Source organism: Polaromonas sp. JS666, from assembly GCF_000013865.1.
Classification (GTDB): domain Bacteria; phylum Pseudomonadota; class Gammaproteobacteria; order Burkholderiales; family Burkholderiaceae_C; genus Polaromonas.
The window spans coordinates 392,369-416,677 of record NC_007948.1; the positions used below are offsets into that span (position 1 = coordinate 392,369).

Genomic DNA, 24,309 nt, shown 5'->3' on the forward strand with positions numbered 1-24,309 from the left:
AGTTAGCAATTAACAAGCCAGAGTCAACGGTAAATGGTGGTTTGTTATCTATTTTATTGATTTATCGTATCGATAGTCGATTTCATAAAACCCAGAGTGGCATAAACATTGCTCACCGATTGGGGTGTCTCCAAACCCGCTCCTCAACCTCGCAAAGCTACAAGGTGATCCCATGAGTACCCACACGCTGCCGTCCACGCCCGCCAAACGCCATTTCGCCTGCTCATTGGCTCCTGCATCGGCACTTTCGTTGGCGCTGGCCGCCACACTTGGCCTGACGGCCACCGTTGCGCTGGCGCAGGAAAAAACGTTGCGTATCGCGATGACTGCCGCCGATATCCCGCGCACATTGGGTCAGCCCGACCAGGGCTTTGAGGGCAATCGCTTTACAGGTATCCCGATTTACGACTCGCTCACCCAATGGGATCTTTCCAAGGCCAATGCACCCAGCGTGCTGATCGCCGGGCTCGCGACCTCCTGGGCGGTGGATGCCAAGGACAAGACCAAGTGGGTCTTCAAGTTGCGCCCTGGCGTCAAGTTCCATGACGGCTCGGCCTTCAATGCCGATGCGGTGGTGTGGAATGTGGCCAAGGTGTTCGACAAAGAGGCGCCGCAGTTCGACCCGAGCCAGGTGGGGGTGACTGCTTCGCGCATGCCAACGCTGCGCAGCGCACGCAAAATTGACGACATGACGGTCGAGTTCACCACCAGTGAGCCCGACTCATTCCTGCCCATCAATCTGACCAACCTGTTCATGGCCTCGCCCGCCCAGTGGGATGCCAAGCTGAAGGCCGTTCCTGCCAGCGTGACTGCTCCGGCAGAACGCTCGAAGGCGGCGTGGACCGCCTTTGCTGCTGATCCAGCCGGCTCCGGCCCTTTCAAGGTAACCCGCTTTGTCGCGCGCGAACGGCTTGAGCTGGCGGCCCATAAAACTTATTGGGATGCCAGGCGCGTGCCCAAAATCGACAAGGTCGTGATGTTGCCCATGCCCGAGGCCAATGCCCGCACGGCCGCTCTGCTCGGTGGCCAGGTTGACTGGATCGAAGCGCCGGCACCCGACGCCATGCCGCAGATCAAGCAGCGCGGCTTCACTATCTACTCCAACGCTCAGCCCCACGTCTGGCCGTGGCAGCTCTCATTCGCCGAGGGATCGCCCTGGCTCGACAAGCGCGTGCGCCAGGCGGCCAATCTTTGCGTGGACCGTGGTGGCCTGTCGCAACTTCTGGGTGGCATGATGGCCGAACCCAAGGGCACCGTGCCGCCCGGCCACCCGTGGTGGGGCAATCCGAAGTTCGACATCAAATATGACGTGAAGGGGGCGCAGGCCCTCATGACGCAAGCCGGTTTTTCGGCGGCCAAACCCGTCAAGGTGAAGGTGCAGATATCAGCCTCGGGCTCGGGTCAGATGCAGCCTCTGCCCATGAACGAGTTCATGCAGCAATCGCTCAAGCAGTGCTTTTTTGACGTGCAGTTTGATGTGATCGAGTGGAACACGCTGTTCACCAACTGGCGCAAGGGGGCCAAGGATCCCTCGGCCAACGGGGCCAACGCGGTCAATGTCAGCTTTGCAGCCATGGACCCCTTCTTTGCCATGGTGCGCTTCGTGAGCACCAAAACCTTCCCGCCAGTTTCAAACAACTGGGGCTACTATGGCAATGCGGATGTCGACAAACTGGTGGCTGACGCGCGTACCAGCTTCGATGAAAAGTCGCGCGACGCGGCGCTTGCCAGGCTCCACGCCCATATCGTGGAAGATGCGCCCTTTGTCTGGGTCGCGCACGACGTCGGTCCGCGCGCCATGTCTGCAAAGGTCAAGAACGTGGTGCAGCCCAAAAGCTGGTTTATTGACATCGCCACCATGACGATGGACTGAAACCGGTCCCGACCCCGCCCAGCCAGTCGTCCAGCAGCTTCCACACCCGCGAATCACCTCATGCAGCGTTACCTGTTAAGCCGTGTTTTATATGCCTTGCCCATCATGCTCGGCGTGGCTTTTGTGTGCTTTGCGCTGGTGCATCTGGCGCCGGGTGACCCCCTGATGTCGATCCTGCCGCCCGATGCGTCAGCCGAGCTGCAGGCGCAACTGCGCGAGCTTTATGGCTTCAACCGTTCCCTGCCCGAACAGTTTGCGCTGTGGGTCTGGCGTGCGCTGCAAGGCGACCTGGGGGTGTCCATTGCCAGTAACCGCCCGGTGGCGACCGAGGTGTTGACTGCGGTCGGCAATACGCTGCGGCTCGCCGTGGTTGCCACCACCATCGGTTTTGTACTGGGTTGCCTGTTCGGCTTCGTGGCCGGCTACTTCCGCAATTCCTGGATAGACCGCCTGGCGTCCATGCTGTCGGTGATGGGCGTCAGCGTGCCGCACTACTGGCTGGGCATGGTCATGGTGATCGTGTTTTCTTCCCAGCTCGCGTGGCTGCCCGGGACCGGTGCCGGTCCCGCAGGCTCGGGGGACTGGTCTTGGGACTGGGGGCACCTTCAGTTCCTGGTGCTGCCCGCGCTGACGATGTCAGTCATTCCCATGGGCATCATTGCGCGCACCGTGCGTGCGCTGGTGGCCGACATCCTCGATCAGGAGTTTATTGTCGGCCTGCGTGCCAAAGGCCTGACCCACACAGGCGTATTTTTTCACATGCTGAAGAACGCGGCGCCCACTGCCCTTGCCGTCATGGGGCTGCAACTGGGTTACCTCCTCGGCGGCTCGATTCTCATAGAAACCGTTTTCTCCTGGCCGGGTACCGGCTTCTTGTTGAATTCTGCAATTTTTCAACGCGACCTACCGCTGCTGCAGGGAACCATCCTCGTCCTTGCGCTCTTCTTTGTACTGCTCAATTTTCTGGTCGATGTATTGCAGACCCTGCTCGACCCGCGTATTGCACGCACCTGAGAAGCGAAAAACACCAAGGACGAACATGGCGGCATTGACAGCTTCCTCTTCCGCTGATGCAGGCATTTCCAGTGCTTCAGCGGCCCCGGCGATGCCGTCGGCAAGCCTGCCCGCGCAACGCTCGCGGGGCTACTGGACGGCGGCAATGCTGCGCTTTGTGCATGACCCGGTGGCGGTCGGTGCCGTGCTTGTCGTGCTGATGCTGATTGCGATGGCCATCTTCGGCCCCTGGCTGGCACCGGCTGATCCCTACGACGCGTCCATGCTGAAACGGCTCAAGCCGATCGGCACGGCAGGCTTGCCGCTGGGCAGCGACGAGCTTGGCCGCGATATGCTGTCGCGCCTGATCATGGGTGCGCGGCTGTCACTCTTCATCGGCATCACGCCGGTAATCCTCGCATTTTTCACGGGCTCGGTGATCGGAATCGTGGCGGGCTATGCGGGCGGTATCGTCAACACCGCCATCATGCGCACGATTGATGTGTTCTATGCCTTTCCCTCGGTGCTGCTCGCGATTGCGCTTTCAGGCGTGCTGGGAGCGGGCGTTGTCAATTCGCTGATCTCGCTGACCATTGTGTTTATTCCGCAAATCGCGCGCGTCGCGGAGAGCGTAACCACCCAGGTGCGCGGACGCGACTACGTCGAGGCGGCGCGTGCATCGGGCGCCAATGCGTTCACCATCGTGCGGGTGCATGTTCTCGGCAACGTGCTGGGGCCGATTTTTGTCTACGCCACCAGCCTGATTGCCGTGTCGATGATCCTGGCTTCGGGCCTGTCGTTCCTCGGTCTGGGCGTGAAGCCGCCCGAGCCCGAGTGGGGACTGATGCTCAATACGCTGCGAACAGCGCTGTATGTCCAGCCGTGGGTCGCCGCGCTTCCGGGGGTGATGATCTTCATCACATCCATTGCATTCAATATTCTGTCCGACGGTCTGCGTTCGGCCATGGACAACAAGGGCTGACATGATGCAACAAACACCTGATGTCGGCGGTCCGGCCCAGCCCCTGCTCACTATCCGCGGGCTGCAAAAGCACTTTGCGATCAAGGGCGGGCCGCTCGGCGGGGGCGGCGACGTGGTGCGTGCGGTGGATGGTATCGATTTCGAAGTGCTCAAGGGCGAAACGCTTGGCGTGGTCGGCGAATCGGGCTGCGGCAAATCGACAACTGCGCGGCTCATGATGCAGTTGATTGAGCCGACGGCTGGTGAAGTCATTTTTGACGGGCGGTCGGTGGGCGGCCGCGATTTGCCGGTCAAGGAGTTCCATCGCCAGGTGCAGATGGTGTTTCAGGACAGCTATGCCTCCCTGAATCCGCGTCTCACGATTGAGGACTCCGTGGCGTTTGGGCCGCAGGTGCATGGTGTATCTCGCGCGGAGGCGGTGATCCGGGCCCGTGATCTGTTGGCGCGTGTGGGCCTGGAGCCGCAGCGCTTTGCCGAGCGCTATCCGCACGAGCTCTCGGGCGGCCAACGTCAGCGGGTCAATATTGCACGTGCGCTGGCGCTGCAGCCGCGCATGGTCATTCTTGACGAGGCGGTTTCGGCGCTCGACAAATCGGTCGAGGCCCAGGTGATCAATCTGCTGCTTGACCTGAAGGCCGAGTTTGGCCTGACCTACGTCTTCATCAGTCACGACCTCAACGTGGTGCGCTACATCAGCGACCGGGTCATGGTGATGTACCTGGGCCAGGTGTCGGAGATTGGGCCTTCGGATGCGCTCTACGACAAGCCCCAGCACCCCTACACCCGCGCATTGCTGTCCTCCATTCCGTCGATGGACCCTGACCACCGCACGGAAGAAGCGGCGCTGGCCGGCGACCCGCCCAACCCGATCAATCCGCCTTCAGGGTGCCGTTTTCATCCGCGCTGCGACATGGTGGCGCCGGTCTGCAGCCAGCGTGTGCCGGCGCGGGTCGCTGTTGGCACCCGGCAGGCGGTCAGTTGCCTGATGTACGAGCCGGGCAGTGGTCATCCTTCAGCGCCGCAGCTGGCCCTGGCGGCCTAAGCCAAACGTAAGCCAAACGCTTTCAACCTGTCCAACCCACCGCATTGACCGCCATGCCCGACACGCCGCCTTTGACCTCTTCAGCCGCTGAACCGATGGTAAGCCTGCGCGATCTCAGCGTGACCTTCACGGGGGGGCGCAAGCCGGTACATGCCGTCAGCGGTGTCAGTCTTGATGTGCAACGGGGCGAGGTGGTCGCGCTGATCGGCGAGTCCGGCTCGGGCAAGAGCGTGACCCTGCGTACCCTGCTGCGCTTGCATAACGAGCGCCGTACCCAGGTGGGCGGTCAGGTCCGCGTGGCCGGGCGCGATGTGCTGACGATGTCGCAGCGCGAACTGGCGGATTTTCGGGGCAAGGTGGCCTCCATGGTGTTCCAGGAGCCCTTGCTGGCGCTGGACCCGGTGTATTCGGTCGGTGCACAAATCATTGAGGCCCTGCGGCGTCACGACCGCTTGTCGCAGGCCGAGGCTCAGCAACGCGCCCTGGCGCTTTTCGAGCGCGTGCGCATCCCGAGCCCGCAGCGGCGGCTGCAGGCCTATCCGCACGAGATGTCGGGGGGGATGCGCCAGCGCGCCATGATCGCGCTGGCCCTGGCCTGCAAGCCGCAGCTGCTGCTGGCCGACGAACCCACCACGGCGCTCGATGCCACGGTACAGATCCAGATTCTCTTGCTGCTGCGGGAATTGCAGCGCGAGCTGGGCCTGTCGGTGGTGTTTGTGACGCACGACATCGGCGCCGCCGTTGAGGTGGCCGACCGCATTGCCGTGATGTATGCGGGGCGCATCGTCGAAGAAGGCACGGCCCGTGAGCTGATCCGATCACCCCGGCATCCGTACACCATGGCCCTGTTGCAGAGCCGGGCGCATGGCGCCATGACGCGGGGAACACGTCTCGAGACCATTGGCGGTGCGCCGCCCGACCTTTCGGCACTGCCGCCGGGCTGTGCCTTTGCCGAACGCTGCAGACTCGCCACAGAGGCCTGCTGCATCGCCCAACCCCCTGCCGTCGAGCTCGCGCCGGGGCACCGCGCGCGCTGCATTCACACTGACGCCGCAGCGGGGCTGTCGACCATGCTGGCCGTGCCAACCCCGGCGCCGATGCGCCCTGTGATGCTTTCCTGAGTCACGCATTGCTCGTTGTGCTCTTTGCGCATTGATTTTTATCCCAACCAGATTGACGGCTCGGCCCATGCCATTACACGACCCTGCCCATGCTTTTGTTCCCTACCCGGACGTTCCGGTACCCAGCGCTTTCACCGGCCCGTTGGCCGATCTGCGTTTTGGCGTGAAAGACCTGTTCGATGTGGCGGGTTACCCGACGGGCGGGGGCAGTCCCACCGTGCTTGCGCTGTCTGGCATCAAGACACGCACCGCACCGACCGTGCAAAAGCTGCTGGACGCCGGCGCACTTTTTGCAGGAAAAACCGTGACCGACGAGCTTGCTTTCTCGATGAACGGCAACAATGCTCATTTTGGCGCGCCCCTCAACGGCGCAGCCCATGACCGCATCACTGGCGGGTCATCGTCGGGCTCGGCCTCGGCCGTCTCTTCAGGTTTGTGCGACTTTGCGCTCGGCACCGACACCGGTGGTTCGGTGCGCGCGCCGGCCAATCACTGCGGCCTGTACGGCCTGCGGCCAACCCACGGGCGCGTCAGCCTCGAAAGCGTGCTCGACCTGGCGCCCAGCCTGGACACCTGCGGCTGGTTTGCGCGAGACGTGGGCACCTTTGTGCGAGTGGGCGACGTCTTGCTGGGCGAGGACGTCACGCCGCTGCCGGCCGATGTGCGTCTGCTTTGGCCGGAAGACGTGTGGGCGATGATGGATGCGCCTGCCCGCCGGGTGCTTGAAAGCGGCGCTGCGCAGAGCGTGCAGTCGCTTTTAGGGCCGACCACACCGGTGCAGGTGGTGCGGGAGTCGTGGGACGCCATGTACTGGAACTTTCGCTACGTGCAGTCGCGCGAGGCCTGGCTGACCGACGGTCCCTTGATCGAGCGCTATGCACCCTCACTTGGCCCCGGCGTGGCCGAGCGCTTTGCCTGGTCCTGCAATGTCACTGACGAGCAGGTCAACGCCGCGCGCGCTTTTCGCGCCGCGTTCAGGGCGCAGCTTGCAGGGCTGCTGGGCGATGACGGCGTGCTGTTGATGCCCACCATGCCTGACATCGCGCCCCTGCGCAGTGCAAGCGAGGCAAGCCTGGAGGACTATCGCAACCGCGCGATCCGCATGCTTTGCATCGCAGGCCTGGCGGGCTTCCCACAACTGAGCATGCCCATGGCCAGGCATGAAGGCGCGCCCCTGGGCCTGTCGCTGTTGGGCCCGGCTGGCCGTGATCGCTCATTGCTGGCACTGGCGGTGCGCATCGCCTCTTCCTGAGGGTGTCAATCTTTAATTGTTCCGTCTTGGGCGCCTGGCAGCTCAAGCCATACAGACGAGGGCAGCGCAGCGACTTCGCAGTCAACAGCGCTTTCGTGTGATGACTGGTGACGCTCTATCACCGCAAAGCTTCCGGGCTCCACCGCCAGCAGCGCGTGGTGCCACGTGCCCCGGTGCAGCACCACGCCCTGACGTCCGGTCGTGTAGAAGGCCTTGAGTTGCGCGGCGTCCGGCGCGGGGCCTGCCGCAGCCACCACCACGATGAAGCGCGCGCCCGTGAGTGGCAAGAAGCTCTGGCTGCCCAGTTGATGGCGTTCCAGTACTTCCAGTCTTATGGGAAATTGGCGCGCGGAGGCACTGTAGACGGCCAGGCCCGGCGTTCCGCCTTCATGGTTCAATCCAAGGTCGTGCACCACATCCAGCCGCCAGGTTGTACCGCTGTTGATGGCGCGTGCACCCTGCGGCGGCAAGGCGTCAGGCGAGCCTGGCGGCGCAAAGGGCTCCACCACGGTACCGAAAGGCGCGAAACCCCCGGCGGTAAGTAACTGGGGCTGGAGGGTGGGCCGGGCGGCAGCCGGGTTCTGGCCAGATTGGGATGTGTTCGTGATTTGCATGATTTGGCAGCATGCAGGGTACATGCCAAAACCGGCGCAGGAGCCAGTATCTGGCTGCTATTGATGATTCCGTAACTCACGACAGCCCGCACGGTGTCGTCGCTTATGGAAAGTTTGATGGGTTTACCGTCATTCCCGCCTTCGCGGGAATGACGAAACGGTGTCTTCATTTATGGAACGCTCAATAAAGAGACTTTCGTAACTCATGACACCAACCGTTCGGGCTGGGCCTGGCCTGTCCTGAGCTTGGTCGAAGTGTCGAAGCCCTTCGACCAAGCTCAGGGCGAGCGGTAGTGAAGCGCCTGTCCGCGTTACGAAAGTTTCAATAGCCCGCCAGACGCGCATTCTGCGGAAACAGGTGCTTGCGCGCAGCGTCATCCATCTCGGCCTTGAAGCTGAACCTTGATTTCAATGCTTCAGCGCGCTGCGCGGCAGGGCGAGCGGTGATGCCATCGAAGTGACGCTTGAGGTTGGGCAGTTTGGCCCATGCATCGGGCCCGAGGATGAAGGGCAGGGCGCGTGCCCAGCCCCAGACGGCCATGTCCACCAGCGTATAGGTCTCGCCCAGCATGTAGGGGTGTTTTGCCAGTTGTGCGTCGAGGAGGCCGTAGTGGCGCTCGGCTTCAAAGAGATAGCGGTTGACGGCATATTCCTTGGGCTCCGGTGCGAAGTGCTTGAAGTGGACGGCCTGTCCGGAATACGGGCCAATGCCGGTGGCGACAAACATCAGCCACGACAGCATCTGGCCGCGCGCGGCTGGCGTGCTCTCGGGAAGAAACTGGCCGGATTTTTCGGCGAGATACAACAGGATGGCATTGCTGTCGAACACAGTGGCATCGCCGTCGACGATGGCGGGCGTCTTCGCGTTCGGATTGATACGCAGGAACGCGGGCAAATGCTGCTCGCCTTTGCGGGTGTCGACAGGCACGACTTCATAGGGCAGGCCGGACTCTTCAAGGAACAGCGCGACCTTGAGCGGGTTGGGGGAGGGGTGAAAGTAGAACTGGATCATGTTTGTCTCTTTTGAGGGAATCGAAGGGTGTGTCGGGCGCTGTCACGGCCGGCCGTCACGATCGTACAGACATCCGTCGAAACCTGCAGGGCGCGCGGTAGTGCTGCCGTGGATTCGCTTCGGGGCAACCGCGCGTGGGGTGTGGTGGGGTGTAATAGAGCCTGCAATGAGGACGCAGGCCGGATGGGGCCTGATATGCAAAGTCAAGGGCAGCCTCCCGCGGGCAGCCCAGGCGACACCTCACCTCGATGGACCCACTTGAACCATTGGCGAGCGATGGGGGTCCTATCTGGATGTCAATGAAGGAGTTCCCATGAAGGCCGTTAAAACTGTTTCCAGTGCTGCTTTTGCCGTTCTTGCCGCCCTGCTCATGGCCGGTTGTGCCGCCACGGCGGTGCGGCCGGGCATGTCGCGAGAAGAGGTGGTTGCCCATTACGGCACGCCGTCGCGTGTGCTGCCGCTGGGCACAGGGACGCGGCTGCAATATTCTGCGCAGCCCGCCGGGCAGACCGCTGTGATGGTGGACCTGGACGCGGCGGGCAAGCTTGTCGCAGCACGGCAAGTCCTGAACCTTGATGAGTTTTCAAAGATTGAAGTCGGCAAGTGGCGGCGCGAAGACGTGGAGCGCGAGTTCGGCCGGCCGGCAACGGTTGACCGTGTGGGCTCCTGGTCTGGGGACGTCATGACCTACCGCTGGCTGGACCTGGACACCAGCAAATACTTCTGGGTCTACCTGGATGCGGGCAATGTGGTGCGGCGCACCTCGCAGGGAATGGAAATCCCGATCAGGATGAACGACAACAACTGATCCGTGCCGTTCACTGCAGCGGCGGGTAGCAGGTACGGGCTATAGGGACACCGCACGGCCGATTTCCGGCCAGCGATGGTGCAAATACGCCCACGACACCAGCCCGATGCACATCATGCCCAGTGAAACAGTCGCCAGCGCGGGCGTCGAGTGCATGACCAGCGGCGCAATCAGGCCCGCCACCAGACCGTTGGCCGTTGAACCGATGAAGGCTTGCAGGGAGGAAGCCATGCCGCGCCGCTCGGGATAAAGGTCCAGCACCAGCAGTGTGACGACCGGCACCATCAGTGCCCAGCCAAAGGCAAATACGGCGATCGGGAACAGCGCCCAGGAAACATGCGGCGCGAACAGCAGGTTGGCGGCCAGGTTGACCAGCGACGTCACCAGCATGATGACAAAGCCGTGCCGTATCTGCCGTTTGGGTGCAATTTTTCCGGCCAGCCTGCCGCTCAGCCAGGCGCCCGACATGATGCCGGAAATGGTGAGAATGAAAAACCAGAAAAATTCGGTGGGTTGCAGGGACAGGTGTTGACCGAGGAACGCCGGGGCCGCCAGCACATAGAGGAACATGCCATTGAAAGGCACGCCGCTGGCCAGCGCCAGCAGCAAAAAGCGCGGACTGGAGCCCAGCTGCCAGTAGCCGCGCATCAGGTGCCTGACTTCGAAGGGCTGGCGCTCCTCGCTGCGCAATGTTTCCGGCAAAAACCGGAAGTTGGCGGCCCAGAGCGTTGCGCCGACGCCCGTGAGAAACCAGAAAATGCTGTGCCAGCCGAGGTGCACAAACAGCCAGCCGCCCATAAGGGGCGCAATTGCAGGCGCGACTCCGAAATAGATGGTGACCTGGCTCATGACCTGCTGAGCCTGCGCGGGCGGGTACATGTCGCGTATCACGGCACGCGACACCACAATGCCGGCGCCCGTGGAGAGGCCCTGCAGCGCCCTGAAAAAAACCAGCTGGCCAATGCTCTGCGACAAGGCGCAGCCGGCCGACGCCAGGGTGAACACCGCAATCCCCCACAGCACCACTGGCCGCCGGCCAAAGCTGTCGGCCAGCGCACCATGAAACAGGTTCATGAAGGCAAAACCGAACAGGTAGGCCGACAGCGTTTGCTGCATCTCGACCGGCGAGGCGCCCAGCGCCGTCGCAATGCCCGAGAAGGCCGGAATGTAGGTGTCGATCGAAAACGGCCCCAGCATGCCGAGGACTGCCAGCAGGACGGCCAGCGTCCAGCGCGGCGCGCGCCAGAGTTGGTCGGCGTTCGGGTTCATGCCTTCTTCAGTTTGAGCGCGGTGTCATACAGCTCGTTGCGCGGCGCACCGGTGATCTCGGCGGCAATTTTGACGGCGGTTTTCAGCGGCAGTTCGGCCAGCAACAGTTGCAGCACCCGCGTGCCGTCTTCAGGCGTTTCCTGAGCGGCAGCCGCATGCAGCACCAGCGCAAACTCGCCGCGCGTGCGCTGAGGCGCGGCGGCCAGCCAGGTGGCCAGATCCTGTGCGGGGACGGTAGCAATTTCTTCGAATTGCTTCGTGAGCTCGCGGCCCACAGTCACCAGCCGGCCCTGCAGCACGGCCAACGCGCGCGCCAGCGCTTCGATGCGATGCGGCGCTTCCAGAATCACGGTGGCCCGGGTATCGGCTTGCAGGGCCGCAACAGCCTGATCGCGCTCGCCGGCCTTGCTCGGCAAGAAGCCGGCAAATACAAAGCCCGAGTCGCCGGTCAGGCCCGCCACGCTCAGTGCCGTGGTGACGCTGCTCGCGCCGGGCAGGGGCATGACCTTCAGGCCTGCAGCCCGGATGGCGGCAACAAGGCGCGCACCCGGGTCGCTCACGGCCGGTGTGCCTGCGTCGCTGACATACGCCACGCGTTCGCCGCGCTGCATGCGTTCAATCACGAGGCCCGCGGCTTGCGCTTCGTTGTGCTCATGCACGGCCAGCAGGGGTTTTTCTATGCCATAGTGGCGCAGCAGGGTCTGCGTGTGGCGCGTGTCCTCGCAGGCAATGGCGTCCACCAGTTGCAGCACGTGCAGCGCGCGCAGGCTGATGTCCGCCAGGTTGCCAATCGGCGTGGCAACGACATACAGCATGGCTTCCGGATAATGCTGCATACCTGCTGCGGCGCGTGCCGCGGCGAGAGCCAAGTCGAAAGAAGCGTTCAATGTGGTTTTCCAGAAAACAGGTTGTCAAGCCGCCGCCGGACGGTTCCCGGGCGCAGCCAGGGCAGGTTACCACCAAGTCCCGGGGTGATGCTGCAGAGTCGGCCGCGCAGGTCTTTCTGGCGCGGGCCGGTTTGATTCCCGTGGAAAGCAATTATCGGACGCCGGGGCGCGGTGGAGGCGAGATTGACCTGGTGATGCGCACGCCCGACGGCACGCTGGTGTTCGTCGAGGTCCGCCAGCGTTCGGGCGCCTCGCATGGAGGCGCCGCCGCCAGCATCAGCCCGGCCAAGCAGCAACGCATCATTTTTGCGGCACGCCACTACCTGATGCGCTTTGCCAGCCCCCCGCCTTGCCGCTTTGATGTGGTGCTGGTACACGGAGGGCCGGGGCAGGGCCCCGTTGAGAATGGCCGCCTCGAGTGGCTGCCCGCAGCGTTCGATGCTTCCTGACGAGCGCTGGCGAGGACACCCGCTGCAGCGCAGCCCGGTGCGGCGTATTTTGTAACCAGGATTGTCTTTGCCGGCTCCCCCGGCCGGATCCATGCCCCTCCCGGGTCTGGCCTTCCTCGTGACCCGCTATCATTGACGCATGCTTGAACAACGTATTGAACAGCACTTTATCGACAGTGCCGACCTGAAATACCAGGCGGCGCATATCCTGTCCAAACCGATCTCCGCGGCCATCCAGGCCATCCTTGCCAGCGTAACCAGCGGCGGCAAGGTACTGGCTTGCGGCAATGGCGGCTCGGCGGCCGACGCCCAGCACTTCGCCGCAGAATTCGTGGGCCGCTATGAGCGGGAGCGGCCGGAGCTGGGTGCCATCGCCCTGACGACGGACAGTTCCATCATCACGGCGATTGCCAACGATTACGACTTCAACGTCATTTTTTCCAAGCAGGTCCGTGCGCTCGGCGGCGCTGGCGACGTGTTGCTCGCCATCAGTACCAGCGGCAACTCGGCCAACGTGCTGGCGGCCGTTGAAGCGGCGCATGAGCGTGAGATGACCGTGGTGGCACTCACCGGCCGGGGCGGCGGCAAGATGACGCATGCCTTGCGCGAAACCGACGTGCATATCTGTGTGCCGCATGAGCGAACCGCGCGCATCCAGGAGGTGCATCTTCTCGTGCTCCACTGCATCTGCGACGGCGTGGACACCCAGCTACTTGGCGACCAGGAGAATCCCGCATGAAGTATTCCGTGATGAAGCGACTGGCTTTGTTTGTCTGCGCAACGGCGGCCGTGGCAGGCGGGCTGACGGCCTGCGTGCCGCTCGCGATGGGCGGCGCGGCGGCGGGCACGGCGCTGGTGGTGACCGACCGTCGCACCTCGGGCGCGCAGCTGGAGGATGAAGGCATCGAGTTGCGGGCCGCCAGCCGGATCCGCAGCAACCTTGGCACGCGCGTGCGCGTCAACGTCACCAGCTACAACCGCCAGGTGCTGTTGACGGGCGAGGTGCCCAATGCCCAGGACAAACAGCTGGTTGAGCAGGTGGTTTCGCGCGTGGAGAACGTGGTGTCGGTGGTCAATGAACTGGCCGTCCTGGACAGCCCGTCGCTGATGGAGCGCTCCTCGGACCTGCTGGTCACTGGTCGTGTCAAGGCCATGCTGCTCGATGCGCGGGATCTGCAGTCCAATGCCTTCAAGGTGGTCACCGAGCGGGGTACGACCTACCTGATGGGGCGCGTGACCCAGCGCGAAGCCGACCGGGCCACCGAAGTGGTCCGCGCCACGCCAGGCGTGCAAAAAGTCATCCGGCTCCTCGAGATCATCAGCGAGGAAGAGTTGGCGCGCATTCGGGTGGGGGCAGCCCCCGCCCAGCCGCAAGCCGCCGCCGCCAAGCCGTCCAGCAATTGAGGGCCCGATCCAGGCCGGCACCTGGCCGGGTGCCGGCGCTTGCCGCAAGCTGCCGTTTGATGCGGCAGCGATCGCTCACAGCTCGCCCTATTTCAGGCGCCTGATCAGGCTGGACGTATCCCAGCGTCGCCCACCCATGGCCTGCACATCGGCGTAGAACTGGTCCACCAGGGCTGTCACGGGCAGGCGCGCGCCATTGCGCCTGGCTTCATCCAGCACCAGACCCAGATCCTTGCGCATCCAGTCAACCGCGAAGCCGAAATCGAACTGATCGGCCGCCATGGTCTTGCCGCGGTTGTCGAGCTGCCAGCTTTGGGCTGCACCCTTGCCGATCACGTCGAGTACCTGGTTCATGTCCAGCCCTGCTTTCTGGCCAAAGGCGATGGCTTCACTCAGGCCCTGCACCAGGCCGGCAATGCAGACCTGGTTGACCATCTTGGTGAGCTGGCCCGCGCCGCTGTCGCCCATCAGTGTGAAAGCCCTGGAGAAGGCCATGCCGGCCGGCTTGATGCTCTCGAACGCCGCCGCATCGCCGCCGCACATCACCGTAAGGATGCCGTTCTGTGCGCCCGCCTGGCCACCGGACACCGGCGCGTCAATGAAGTGCAGCCCGAGCTGTTGTGCAGCCGCATGGAGCTCGCGGGCAACATCGGCCGAGGCGGTGGTGTGGTCCACCATCACCGCGCCGGGCTTCATGCCCGCAAAGGCACCGTCCGGGCCCAGCGTGACGGAACGCAGGTCATCATCGTTGCCGACGCAGCTGAACACCACATCGGCCCCGGCCGCTGCCAGGCGGGGCACGGTCGCACTGGATGGCCGGGCCGTGGCCGCAAATTCAGCGCACCAGGCCGTCGACCTGGCGGGGCTGCGGTTGTACACGGTGACTTGATGGCCGGCGAGCGCCAGATGACCGGCCATGGGATAGCCCATCACGCCCAGGCCGAGGAATGCAACTTTGCGCGGGGAAGAAGGTTCGTAGGTTTTGGTGTTGATGCTGCTCACGGCGTGTTGACTCTGCTGTCCTTTTGCCCTGAGCTTGTCGACAGGCGTTGGGAGGTTGGGGCCCTCGACAGGCTCAGCCCGGACGGTTATACGATGGCGAAACTCTCGGTGCCCGCGGCAAGGTCGGTCGACTTGGCGCGCTGCGAATTGAGCTTGATCTGCAGACGCAGGTCGTTCACCGAATCGGCGTTGCGCAGTGCATCCTCGTAGGTGATGAAGTGGCTTTCAAAGGCGTCGTACAGCGCCTGATCGAAAGTCTGCATGCCGAGGTTGCGGCTTTTCTTCATGATCTCCTTGATCTCGGAAACATCGCCCTTGAAGATCAGGTCGGAGATCAGCGGTGAATTGAGCATGACCTCGACCGCCGCAAAGCGGCCCTTGCCATCCTGCTTGGGGACCAGGCGCTGCGAAATCATGGCCTTGAGGTTGAGCGACAAATCCATCAGCAACTGGGTACGGCGTTCTTCGGGGAAGAAGTTGATCACGCGGTCCAGCGCCTGGTTGGCGCTGTTGGCGTGCAGCGTGGCCAGGCACAGGTGGCCGGTTTCCGCAAAGGCGATGGCATGCTCCATGGTTTCACGGTCACGGATCTCGCCCATCAGGATCACATCAGGCGCCTGGCGCAGGGTGTTTTTCAGCGCCGCTTCCCAGCTGTCGGTGTCCAGGCCCACTTCGCGCTGCGTGATCACGCAGTTCTTGTGCGCATGGACAAACTCCACCGGGTCTTCAATCGTGATGATGTGGCCGAATGACTGTTCGTTGCGCCAGTCCACCATGGCCGCCAGTGTGGTGGACTTGCCCGAACCGGTGGCGCCGACGAGAATCGTCAGCCCCCGCTTGCTCATCACCACATCCTTGAGCACCTGGGGCACGCCCAGCCCGTCAATCGTGGGCAGCACGGCCGGGATCGTCCGCATCACCATGCCGACCTTGCCCTGCTGGATGAAGGCGTTTACGCGAAAGCGCCCCACGCCTGGCGGCGAAATGGCGAAATTGCATTCCTTGGTGCGTTCAAACTCCGCGGCCTGCTTGTCGTTCATGATGGCGCGCGCCAGGGCCAGCGTGTGGCCGGCATTGAGCGGCTGTGGCGAGACTTTGGTTATTTTGCCGTCCACCTTCATGGCCGGCGGAAAGTCGCCGGTGATGAACAGGTCGCTGCCGTTGCGGCTGACCATGAGCTTCAGCAAGTCGTGGATGAATTTACTGGCTTGATCGCGCTCCATGAGAGCACCTCCTGTTAAGTGGATTCAGTCGCCGCCGAAGAAGTGACAAGCGTGGCGGCGAGAGAACGCAGCGCCGGGCCGCCCCAAGCAAGCGCAGTCCCCTTTTGTAGTGAAAGGGGCAGCGCACTGCCGTAGGCATACGAAGTGACAAGCATGGGGGCCATATATCTAGCCTGGAAAGTTTTCCGGTATTTTCGCCTTGCCGCGCGCTTCCGCGGGCGAAATCACGTTGCGCTTGACCAGCTCGGTCAGGTTCTGGTCCAGCGTTTGCATGCCCACGCTGTTGCCGGTCTGGATGGACGAGTACATCTGCGCGACCTTCGCCTCACGGATCAGGTTGCGGATGGCGCTGGTGCCCAGCATGATTTCGTGCGCGGCCACGCGGCCCGCGCCGTCCTTGGTCTTGCACAGCGTTTGCGAAATGACGGCCTGCAGCGACTCCGACAGCATGGAGCGGATCATTTCCTTTTCCTCGGCCGGGAACACGTCGATGATGCGGTCAATCGTCTTGGCGGCGCTTGACGTGTGCAGCGTGCCGAAGACCAGGTGGCCGGTCTCTGCGGCCGACATGGCCAGGCGAATGGTTTCCAGGTCGCGCATCTCGCCCACCAGAATCGCGTCCGGGTCTTCGCGCAGGGCGGACTTGAGAGCGGCGTTGAAGCTCAGCGTGTGCGGGCCGACCTCGCGCTGGTTGATCAGGCATTTCTTGGACTCGTGCACAAACTCGATCGGGTCTTCCACCGTGAGGATGTGGCCGTACTCGGTTTCATTCAGGAAGTTGACCATGGCCGCCAGCGTGGTGGACTTGCCCGAGCCGGTCGGGCCGGTCACCAGCACCATGCCGCGCGGCTTGAGCGCCAGGTCGCCAAGGATCTTGGGCGCGTTGAGCTGCTCCAGCGTCAGGATTTTGGAGGGAATGGTTCGTAGCACGGCACCGGCACCCCGGTTCTGGTTGAAGGCATTGACGCGAAAGCGTGCCAGTCCGTCAATCTCAAAGGAGAAGTCCACCTCCAGGAACTCTTCATAGTTCTTGCGCTGGGTGTCGTTCATGATGTCGTACACCATGGCATGCACCTGCTTGTGGTCCAGCGGGTCGATGTTGATGCGCCGCACGTCGCCATGAACGCGGATCATGGGCGGCAAACCTGCCGACAGATGCAAGTCGGACGCCTTGTTTTTGACGCTAAAGGCCAGCAGCTGCGTGATGTCCATCCCGGGGGATCCTTGGAAGTCGAGGTTGAATCTGAGTTTACAGTTCGATTATGACCATGATTGTGCGCAACCTCCAGCTTGTCCGTGACCGGATTACCACGGCGTGTGTGGCCGCGGGGCGCGATCCGGCCAGCGTGCGCCTGCTGGCGGTTTCCAAAACATTTGGCGCCGATGCCGTGATCGACGCCATGTCGGACGGGCAGCGCGCGTTTGGAGAAAACTACGTTGCCGAGGGCGTGGAGAAAATTCTGGCGCTGCGCGCCTGGCAAGCGGCGCAGGCCGGCGCGCCTGCCGTGCTGGAGTGGCACTGCATCGGGCCGGTGCAAAGCAACAAGACCCGCCTGGTGGCCGAGCACTTCGATTGGGTTCAGTCGGTCGACCGGCTGAAGACCGCGCAACGCCTCAGCGAGCAGCGACCGCCTCACCTGCCGCCCCTGCAGATCTGTTTGCAGGTGAATGTGGATGGCGGCGCGAACAAGTCGGGCGCGGCACCCGAAGAGGCGCTGGCGCTGGCGCAAGAAATTGCGCAGCTGCCGCGGCTGACGCTGCGTGGGCTCATGGCGATTCCCGAGCCTGCTATTGATTTTGTAGCTGCCTGCGCCGTTCACGCCAGGACGAGAGCCATTTTTGACCAGATAAACGCGGCGGGCGTGTTGCCTGCACCCATGGACACGCTGTCGATGGGCATGACGGCCGACCTGGAGGCCGCCATCCATTCCGGCAGCACCATGGTTCGCGTGGGCACCGCGATCTTCGGAAAGAGATGAGCCCCTGTTCCGCCAGATGGCACTGCCCTTCGATACCTCGGGGCGACCGGAAGCTGCGTGAGGCTCTAATCCAGCAGGGGCCGCGGAACCGGCTTTGCCGGGCCGCAGGCGCAGCGGCCCCCTCGGGGGGCAGGGAGCTACACGCAGTGAGCGACCGTGGGGGCTATTTCTTGGGCTTGATATTGCCGCAGTCCGCCGACAGCCATTTTCCCGAAGCGTCCATGTTCATCTTCTCGGCCTTGCCCCTGACCGTGGCGGTGGTCGCCATCTTCATCGTGTAGGCGGTGTCACTCACGTAGGTGATCTGGCCTTCGCCGCTGGACGGCGGCTGGGCGCAGGTATAGGAAAACTTCATCGTGTTGCCACTGCGCGGCGAGTGGGTGGTCTTGCAGTCGCCCTGCTGCTGTGACGGCATTTCGTTGCGCTCGACCATTTCCCTGGTCATGCAAATCTTCATGCTCATGCCGCCGGCACCACCTTGACCCATGCCCTGTTTGGCCAGCATGTCCTGCATTTGCTTGCGCTGTTCGGGCGGCATGCCGGCCATCTGCTTGTCCATGTTGGCCATGGCCTGTTCCATCTCGCCCGAGCCCGAGCCCGATTGCATCTTGTTGTGGATCTCCCACAAACCCGGTTTCATGGTTTGCGCGGCGGCGCCGGTGGCTATGGTCATGGCCAGTGCGATCGTGGCCAGAAATGCGGGGTTGAATTTCATGGGCATCCTTGTTGAAAAGACAAGTTTGGAGGGCGATCTCGCATGATCCCGCATTATTGCCACCATGCACCGGTTTGCAACCCCTCGCCGTCACCTTCACACGCCCAGCGCCAGCCGCGTGGTATTTTTCACCTCTTCCATCACCGCATAGGTGCGAGTCTCGCGCACGCCGGGCAATTGCCACAGTACGGTGCCGGCAAAAGAGCGGTAGGCGGCCATGTCGGCCATGCGGGTTTTGAGCAGGTAATCAAAGCCGCCGGCCACCATGTGGCATTCCATGATTTCGTGGTGCACCTGCACCGCCGCCTTGAAGGCTTCGAACACATTGGGCGTGGTGCGGTCCAGCAGCACTTCCACAAACACCATCATGCCGGCGCCGAGCTTGAGCGGGTTCAGCAGGGCTTCGTAGCCCAGGATGTAGCCGTCGCGGGTCAGCCGCTGCACGCGCGCCAGCACGGCGGTGGGCGACAGCGCCACGCTTTCTGCCAGCTTGAGGTTGGAAATCCGGCCATCCTGCTGCAGCACATTCAGGATTTTCAGGTCGATGCGGTCGATCTCGATGTGGGGTTCGCTCATGAAGGTCAATCAGGCAAAGGGAGGCGCTGCCGCCGCATGCGTGGAGGTGCGGGTTGCGGATGCGGCCATTCTCAGGTCATCCGGTAGGTTTCGAGGTGGATGCTGGATTCCGTGCTGCTGATGCCCCGGATAAGGCGGATCCGCTCCAGCACCTTGGACAGTTCGGACAGGTTCTGGGCGCGCAGTTCGGCCAGCAGGTCCCAGCGGCCATTCGTGTCGTGCAGCGTGGCGACCCCGGGCTCACCCAGCAGGCTGGCAATGACTTTGCGGGCCTCATTGCCTTCCACGGCAATGCTCATCCAGGCCTTGATCTCATTGGGTTGCGCGTCGGGTCGCAGGCGCACGGTATAGCCGACGATGATGCCGGCGTCTTCCAGCTTGGTGATGCGATTGGTCACCGTGCCGCGCGAAACCCCCAGCTTCTGGGCCAGCGTGGCCACGTTGGTGCGCGCATCTTTGCGCAAAAGAGAAAGCAATTGTTGGTCGAGTGCATCCATCCTGTCATTCTGGCATTTTTGGGTAGCTATTTGCTAGAAATATGACAAAAAACTATCAGCCTTGATCATTTCTATTGAAATGCCTTCTTGAGACACTGCGTGCATTCCGCCATCCAACAGAGTCCACGCCTCATGAAACGCCCCTCGCTGACCGAAACCCGATGCCTGAGTGCGTTAGATGCCGTCTGCAGCCATGACTTCGTGGTCGCGGCCGTGGCCGGTTCCTGTTGCCGGCCACATGAGTGCATGCGCCGTGGCGCCGGGCACCCGTCCGCCTGATGCGCCAGCCAACGAGCCCGACCCCCTGATCTCACGCCCCACGCCCCATGCCGCCCCAGGCGGATGGCGGCGCAACTTTCAAAACCGGATTTCGACTGTTTAAACCATAAAAGGAGACTCTGATGAAACGATTCAAGACATGGACGCTGCTTGGCCTTGCGCTGCTGGCGGCCATCACGGCACAGGCACGCAGCCTGGATGAGGTCAGGAAAGAGGGCAAGATCATCATTGCCACCGAAGGGCAGTTCGCGCCCTTCAATTACTTTCAGGGCGCCAAGCTGTCGGGCTTTGAGGTCGAGCTGGCCGAATTGGTGGCCAAAAAGATGGGTGTCAGCGTCGAGTGGAAAGCCCTGGGCTTTGACGCGCTGCTGGCGGGGCTGCGCCAGGACCGCTGGGATCTGGTGATCGCATCGCATGGCATCACGGAAGAACGGTCCCGCGCGGTGACGTTTGCCGACCCCCATTACTGCTCGGGCGGATCGATTGTGTCGCTCGATCCGGCGATTCGTACCACCGCCGATTTGAACGGCAAGGTGATCTCGGTCCAGACCGGCAGCACCTACATGGACAACGTCAGGAAGCTGGCCGGCGTGAAGGATGTGAAGAACTTCCCGCAGGACACCGATGCGCGCAGCGCGCTGGTGTCCCGCCGCGTTGATGCCTGGGTTACCGACAAGTTTGTGGCGTCCATCGCGATTGCCGCCAATCCGGGTGCCGGCATGAAGCTGGGCGACTTTGTCTTCATCGAGCGCATCGCCGCCGCCGTCGGCAAGGGCAATGCGTCATTGGCACAAGGCTACAACAAGGCGCTGGCGGACGTGCTGGCCGATGGCAGCTACAGCGCACTGTCGAAGAGGTACTTCAATGAAGACGTACGCTGCAAGTAAGCGCATGCCATCGCCCCGCAGATGGCCGGAGAGCCCCATGAAGTTTGCGTTTCCCGAATGGCCCGGGCACTGGAGCCGGCAACAGCGCAGCAGTGCGACCATGGTGCTGGCCAGCGTGGTGCTGGTGGTCTTGCTGTGGCTGATGGCCATTCCGCTGGCCCTGGTGCCCGAACCGATTGGCGTGAATGCGCAGTCCTTTGCCAAAGGCACCCGTGTCACGGTGCAGCTCACCGTGATCGCCGGGCTGGTTGGCATTGTCATCGGTGTGCTGGCGGCCCTGGGCAAGATATCCCGGCTGCCGCCGCTGCGCTGGATCGCTTCGCTCTACATCTGGGTCGTGCGCGGCACGCCGCTGCTGGTGCAGGTGCTGTTCGTCTTCCTGGCCTTGCCAACGCTGGTGCCGGCGCTGCAGCTGAGCGATTTCTCCTCGGCCTGTGTGGCGCTGGCCTTCAACGCCGGGGCCTACAACGCCGAGGCCATCCGCAGCGGCCTTCTTGCGGTACCGAAGGGGCAGATCGAGGCTGCCCGTTCCCTGGGGCTGTCGAGTTTTTTCACCTTCATCGACGTGACCTTTCCGCAGGCTTTCAAGATATCGCTGCCGCCGCTGGTCAACAACACGGTGGCCCTGCTCAAGGACTCGTCGCTGGCCTATGCGATCGGCGTCGTGGAACTGACCAATGTGGGCAATCGCATCCAGGCCGCCACGTTCCAGCCGCTGCCCACGCTGGTGACCACGGCGGTCATCTACCTGGTGCTCACGACCGTGCTCACCCAGATTTCGGGCGCGGTGGAGCGCCGCTACGACGTGGAAGGACGCCAGCCATGAGCCGCCGGGCCGCTCCCAAGGCGAATACTGCAGCGCGCAGCGCGGAGCTTATCCGCCGCCGGACCGCTCCCAAGGCGAATGACACTGCAGCGCGCAGCGCGGAGGTTATCCAATGAGCACACCCCTGATCACCGTGGAAAACGTCAACAAACGCTTTGGTGCCCACCATGTGCTGCGCGACGTTTCCACGCATTTCGAAGCCGGCCAGGTCACCGTGATCGTGGGCGCCTCCGGTTCGGGCAAGAGTACGCTGCTGCGCATGCTGAACCGGCTGGAACGGCACGATTCGGGCCGCATCCGGGTCGATGGCATCGAGGTGGACGACGACCTCACGCACCTGGACGCCCTGCGCCGCGAACTCGGCATGGTGTTCCAGCAGTTCAACCTGTTCCCGCACCTGACGGTGCTAGACAACGTGGCGCTGGCGCCGCGGCGGGTGCGCAAGACTCCGCGCAGCGAGGCCAGTGCCCAGGCGATGGACTTGCTCAGGCGGGTGGGCATGGAGGCGCATGCGCACAAGTACCCGTTTGCACTGTCCGGTGGCCAGCAGCAGCGCGTGGCGATCGCGCGGGCGCTGGCGATGCAGCCCAAGGTGATGCTGTTCGACGAACCCACCTCGGCGCTGGACCCGGAAATGGTCAAGGAAGTGCTGGATGTCATGAAGCAGCTGGCCCAGTCGGGCATGACCATGGTCATCGTCACGCACGAGATGGGATTTGCCCGCGAAGTGGCCGACCGTGTGCTGTTCATCGACCAGGGGCAGGTGGCGCAGGACGCGCCGCCGGCCGAGTTCTTTGGCGCGCAGGCCAACCCGCGCATCCGGGCCTTTCTGGGCCAGGTGATCCACTGACCCATGGGTCCATGGATCCACTAAACCTTTGATTCACTGATTTATTCGTTGGGGCGCCAGCCTGCCGACTCCCGCCGGGCGCGCGCAGCGCGCGCCCGCTGGCTGAGTTCATCCTATTTTTAACCGAAGACAACATGAAAAACATGAAAAGATCTGCAATCACCCTGATGCTGCTGGCGTCGGGCACCCTCAGCCTGTCCGCCCTGGCCCAGACCCCGAAGGATTTCGAGGAGCTGCGCCAGGAGTTCCTGCGCTTGCGGCAGGAGCTCAACCAGCTCAAGGCGCAGCCGCCCGCCGCCGCGCCGGCGGTCAGCAATGCCGCCATCGAGCGCCTTGAGCAGCTGGAGCTCAAGCAAAAGGATGCGGTGGTGCTGGGTGACATTCCCGGCAGCTTCCGGCTGCCGGGCTCGGAGACCTCGCTGCGCCTGTATGGCGTGGCCGAGCTCAATGCCGTGCATGAATTCAAGGGCGACAATTCGGCCAACGACTACTCGACGTTTGTGCCGTACGCGCCTATCAATGGGTCGACCAACCGCACCGGCCAGACCTACCTGCATGCCCGCACCTCCCGCATCGGCATTGAAGCCTCCACCCCGACCCCTCACGGTCCGCTGGCGGTGAAGGTCGAGGGCGACTTCAACAATGATCCCCGCACCGGCAACAGCGCCGTGTATGGAACGGTCGGCAACATCTACACCCAGCAGGCGACCAACTCCTACAACTTCCGCCTGCGCCATGCCTACGGCCAGTTTGGCGGGCTGCTGGTCGGGCAGACCTGGTCGACCTTCATGGACCTCGACAACTCGCCGGAGACCGTCGATTTCAATGGCCCGATCGGCTCGACCTTCATTCGCCAGCCGCAAGTCCGCTATGCCTATGGCACCAAAGACATGGGCACCTTCACCGTGGCCGCTGAAAATTCGGTGAGCTACGTGCTTGACAACACGGGTGTGGCGACGCCGGCCGGCTTCTCCCGGGTGCCGGACTTCATCGCGCGCTGGGACAAGAGCTTCGGCTGGGGTGCGATGAGCGTGCGCGGGCTGACCCATGAGCTGCGCGTCAACGGCGACATCGGCGGTGCCAGCGTCAATGCGTCGCGGCGCGGCTACGGCGTGGGCGCGACGGCCCTGGTCAAGATGCGTGATGCCAAGGACTTCGCCAGCTTTGCGGTGACCTATGGCAAAGGCATCGGGCGCTACCTCAATTACATTGAAGGCGCCAGCTACGACCCGGCGACCAATGACATCCTGCTGGAAAAGGCCCTGGGTGTGGTGGTGGGCTACCAGTACAAGGCGAGCGATACCTTCCGCACCAACTTTGTGTTGGGCTGGCAGAAGAACTACGACAACGCCTACACCGCCTTTGCCCGCGCCAACGGCCTGGACACCGGGCAGTTCGGCATCAACCGCCGTGTCTACCAGGCGCACCTGGGCTTCATTTACAACCCGATCAAGAACGTGGACTTCGGCGCTGAATATGTGTTTGGCCAGCGCGAGACGCTGAGCGGCGAAAAGGGGAATATGTCGCGTGTGAACCTGTCGGCGAAGTACTACTTCAACTGAGAGAGTGAGAGTTTTTCGATTTCACTCCCTCTCCCTCTCCCTCTGGGAGAGGGCGGGGGTGAGGGCCGGCGAGTGGCCACAACACTGGAGCACAGCCCCTCACCCCAACCCTCTCCCCAAAGGGGCGAGGGAGGAAATGCCGTCGCTTCGAAAAACTCCCAGCCTCTGAGTCAATTTCAACTGAGCGGAACAGGGGCGCCCCCGCCC

25 protein-coding genes are annotated in these 24,309 nt (G+C 63.0%); 15 read left to right on the forward strand and 10 right to left on the reverse strand.

From position 1 onward, the window contains the following. Window positions 1-172 precede the first annotated feature (172 nt). From BPRO_RS01890 to BPRO_RS01915, 6 genes are all read left to right on the forward strand, one after another. Window positions 173-1,873, forward strand: coding sequence for an ABC transporter substrate-binding protein (locus BPRO_RS01890; RefSeq protein WP_011481351.1), 1,701 nt, complete (start codon window positions 173-175; stop codon window positions 1,871-1,873). A 60-nt stretch (window positions 1,874-1,933) separates the two neighbouring features. Continuing rightward, window positions 1,934-2,887 carry an ABC transporter permease gene (locus BPRO_RS01895; RefSeq protein WP_011481352.1) on the forward strand — a complete coding sequence of 318 codons (954 nt, stop codon included), beginning with the start codon at window positions 1,934-1,936 and terminating at the stop codon, window positions 2,885-2,887. A gap of 25 nt (window positions 2,888-2,912) precedes the next feature. Next, window positions 2,913-3,848 (forward strand): ABC transporter permease, encoded by a 936-nt coding sequence (locus BPRO_RS01900; protein WP_011481353.1) that lies wholly within the window; start codon window positions 2,913-2,915, stop codon window positions 3,846-3,848. Window positions 3,849-3,852: 4 nt separating this feature from the next. After that, on the forward strand, window positions 3,853-4,890 hold the full coding sequence (locus tag BPRO_RS01905; RefSeq protein ID WP_041389131.1) for an ABC transporter ATP-binding protein: 1,038 nt from the start codon (window positions 3,853-3,855) through the stop codon (window positions 4,888-4,890). Between the two features lie 53 nt (window positions 4,891-4,943). Beyond that, window positions 4,944-6,011, forward strand: a complete 1,068-nt coding sequence (locus BPRO_RS01910; RefSeq protein ID WP_011481355.1) for an ABC transporter ATP-binding protein — start codon at window positions 4,944-4,946, stop codon at window positions 6,009-6,011. A gap of 67 nt (window positions 6,012-6,078) precedes the next feature. Beyond that, the gene (locus BPRO_RS01915; protein WP_011481356.1) at window positions 6,079-7,263 is read left to right on the forward strand and encodes an amidase; all 1,185 of its coding nucleotides are present in this window, start codon (window positions 6,079-6,081) and stop codon (window positions 7,261-7,263) included. A 5-nt stretch (window positions 7,264-7,268) separates the two neighbouring features. Here the strand turns inward: BPRO_RS01915 and BPRO_RS01920 are convergent, their stop codons facing one another. Beyond that, window positions 7,269-7,877 carry an ureidoglycolate lyase gene (locus BPRO_RS01920; RefSeq protein WP_081430469.1) on the reverse strand — a complete coding sequence of 203 codons (609 nt, stop codon included), beginning with the start codon at window positions 7,875-7,877 and terminating at the stop codon, window positions 7,269-7,271. 322 nt (window positions 7,878-8,199) lie between these two features. After that, window positions 8,200-8,889 carry a glutathione S-transferase family protein gene (locus BPRO_RS01925; protein ID WP_011481358.1) on the reverse strand — a complete coding sequence of 230 codons (690 nt, stop codon included), beginning with the start codon at window positions 8,887-8,889 and terminating at the stop codon, window positions 8,200-8,202. Window positions 8,890-9,202: 313 nt separating this feature from the next. On the opposite strand from BPRO_RS01925, the gene BPRO_RS01930 reads away from it, so the two are divergent. After that, the gene (locus BPRO_RS01930) at window positions 9,203-9,697 is read left to right on the forward strand and encodes a hypothetical protein (RefSeq protein WP_011481359.1); all 495 of its coding nucleotides are present in this window, start codon (window positions 9,203-9,205) and stop codon (window positions 9,695-9,697) included. Window positions 9,698-9,736: 39 nt separating this feature from the next. On the opposite strand, the gene BPRO_RS01935 is transcribed toward BPRO_RS01930, so the two are convergent. Continuing rightward, a complete protein-coding gene (locus BPRO_RS01935; protein ID WP_011481360.1) occupies window positions 9,737-10,966 on the reverse strand; it encodes a multidrug effflux MFS transporter in 1,230 nt (409 codons plus the stop codon). Further along, window positions 10,963-11,802 (reverse strand): 16S rRNA (cytidine(1402)-2'-O)-methyltransferase, encoded by an 840-nt coding sequence (gene rsmI, locus BPRO_RS01940; RefSeq protein WP_011481361.1) that lies wholly within the window; start codon window positions 11,800-11,802, stop codon window positions 10,963-10,965. The genes BPRO_RS01935 and rsmI overlap by 4 nt, the downstream gene beginning before the upstream one ends. A gap of 50 nt (window positions 11,803-11,852) precedes the next feature. On the opposite strand from rsmI, the gene BPRO_RS01945 reads away from it, so the two are divergent. From BPRO_RS01945 to BPRO_RS01955, 3 genes are all read left to right on the forward strand, one after another. Continuing rightward, complete coding sequence (locus tag BPRO_RS01945) at window positions 11,853-12,302, forward strand: YraN family protein (RefSeq protein ID WP_011481362.1); 450 nt, start codon at window positions 11,853-11,855, stop codon at window positions 12,300-12,302. A gap of 139 nt (window positions 12,303-12,441) precedes the next feature. Continuing rightward, the gene (locus tag BPRO_RS01950; protein WP_011481363.1) at window positions 12,442-13,041 is read left to right on the forward strand and encodes a phosphoheptose isomerase; all 600 of its coding nucleotides are present in this window, start codon (window positions 12,442-12,444) and stop codon (window positions 13,039-13,041) included. After that, a complete protein-coding gene (locus BPRO_RS01955) occupies window positions 13,038-13,706 on the forward strand; it encodes a BON domain-containing protein (RefSeq protein ID WP_011481364.1) in 669 nt (222 codons plus the stop codon). Before BPRO_RS01950 ends, BPRO_RS01955 begins: the two co-directional genes overlap by 4 nt. Before the next feature lie 87 nt (window positions 13,707-13,793). Here BPRO_RS01955 and BPRO_RS01960 read toward each other — a convergent pair whose 3' ends face one another. From BPRO_RS01960 to BPRO_RS01970, 3 genes are all read right to left on the reverse strand, one after another. Continuing rightward, window positions 13,794-14,708, reverse strand: coding sequence for an NAD(P)-dependent oxidoreductase (locus BPRO_RS01960; RefSeq protein ID WP_011481365.1), 915 nt, complete (start codon window positions 14,706-14,708; stop codon window positions 13,794-13,796). Window positions 14,709-14,794: 86 nt separating this feature from the next. Next, the gene (locus BPRO_RS01965; RefSeq protein WP_011481366.1) at window positions 14,795-15,931 is read right to left on the reverse strand and encodes a PilT/PilU family type 4a pilus ATPase; all 1,137 of its coding nucleotides are present in this window, start codon (window positions 15,929-15,931) and stop codon (window positions 14,795-14,797) included. Between the two features lie 168 nt (window positions 15,932-16,099). Next, window positions 16,100-17,143: a type IV pilus twitching motility protein PilT gene (locus tag BPRO_RS01970; RefSeq protein ID WP_011481367.1), complete on the reverse strand. Its 1,044-nt coding sequence runs from the start codon at window positions 17,141-17,143 to the stop codon at window positions 16,100-16,102. Window positions 17,144-17,193: 50 nt separating this feature from the next. On the opposite strand from BPRO_RS01970, the gene BPRO_RS01975 reads away from it, so the two are divergent. Beyond that, window positions 17,194-17,910, forward strand: coding sequence for a YggS family pyridoxal phosphate-dependent enzyme (locus tag BPRO_RS01975; protein WP_011481368.1), 717 nt, complete (start codon window positions 17,194-17,196; stop codon window positions 17,908-17,910). Between the two features lie 163 nt (window positions 17,911-18,073). Here the strand turns inward: BPRO_RS01975 and BPRO_RS01980 are convergent, their stop codons facing one another. The 3 genes from BPRO_RS01980 to BPRO_RS01990 all read right to left on the reverse strand — a co-directional run bounded on the left by BPRO_RS01980 (window position 18,074) and on the right by BPRO_RS01990 (window position 19,698). Next, complete coding sequence (locus BPRO_RS01980) at window positions 18,074-18,625, reverse strand: DUF3617 domain-containing protein (protein WP_011481369.1); 552 nt, start codon at window positions 18,623-18,625, stop codon at window positions 18,074-18,076. Between the two features lie 96 nt (window positions 18,626-18,721). Beyond that, entirely contained in the window at window positions 18,722-19,201 is a 480-nt protein-coding gene (locus BPRO_RS01985) for an Lrp/AsnC ligand binding domain-containing protein (protein WP_011481370.1), read from the reverse strand. Between the two features lie 71 nt (window positions 19,202-19,272). Further along, window positions 19,273-19,698, reverse strand: coding sequence for an Lrp/AsnC family transcriptional regulator (locus BPRO_RS01990; RefSeq protein WP_011481371.1), 426 nt, complete (start codon window positions 19,696-19,698; stop codon window positions 19,273-19,275). Window positions 19,699-20,099: 401 nt separating this feature from the next. Between BPRO_RS01990 and BPRO_RS01995 the strand changes: the two genes are divergently transcribed. The 4 genes from BPRO_RS01995 to BPRO_RS02010 all read left to right on the forward strand — a co-directional run bounded on the left by BPRO_RS01995 (window position 20,100) and on the right by BPRO_RS02010 (window position 24,102). Then, on the forward strand, window positions 20,100-20,864 hold the full coding sequence (locus tag BPRO_RS01995) for an ABC transporter substrate-binding protein (protein WP_011481372.1): 765 nt from the start codon (window positions 20,100-20,102) through the stop codon (window positions 20,862-20,864). 37 nt (window positions 20,865-20,901) lie between these two features. After that, window positions 20,902-21,690 (forward strand): amino acid ABC transporter permease, encoded by a 789-nt coding sequence (locus BPRO_RS02000; RefSeq protein ID WP_041388234.1) that lies wholly within the window; start codon window positions 20,902-20,904, stop codon window positions 21,688-21,690. 112 nt (window positions 21,691-21,802) lie between these two features. After that, entirely contained in the window at window positions 21,803-22,540 is a 738-nt protein-coding gene (locus tag BPRO_RS02005; RefSeq protein WP_011481374.1) for an amino acid ABC transporter ATP-binding protein, read from the forward strand. A 143-nt stretch (window positions 22,541-22,683) separates the two neighbouring features. Next, complete coding sequence (locus BPRO_RS02010; protein ID WP_232291477.1) at window positions 22,684-24,102, forward strand: DcaP family trimeric outer membrane transporter; 1,419 nt, start codon at window positions 22,684-22,686, stop codon at window positions 24,100-24,102. The last annotated feature ends 207 nt before the right edge of the window (window positions 24,103-24,309 follow it).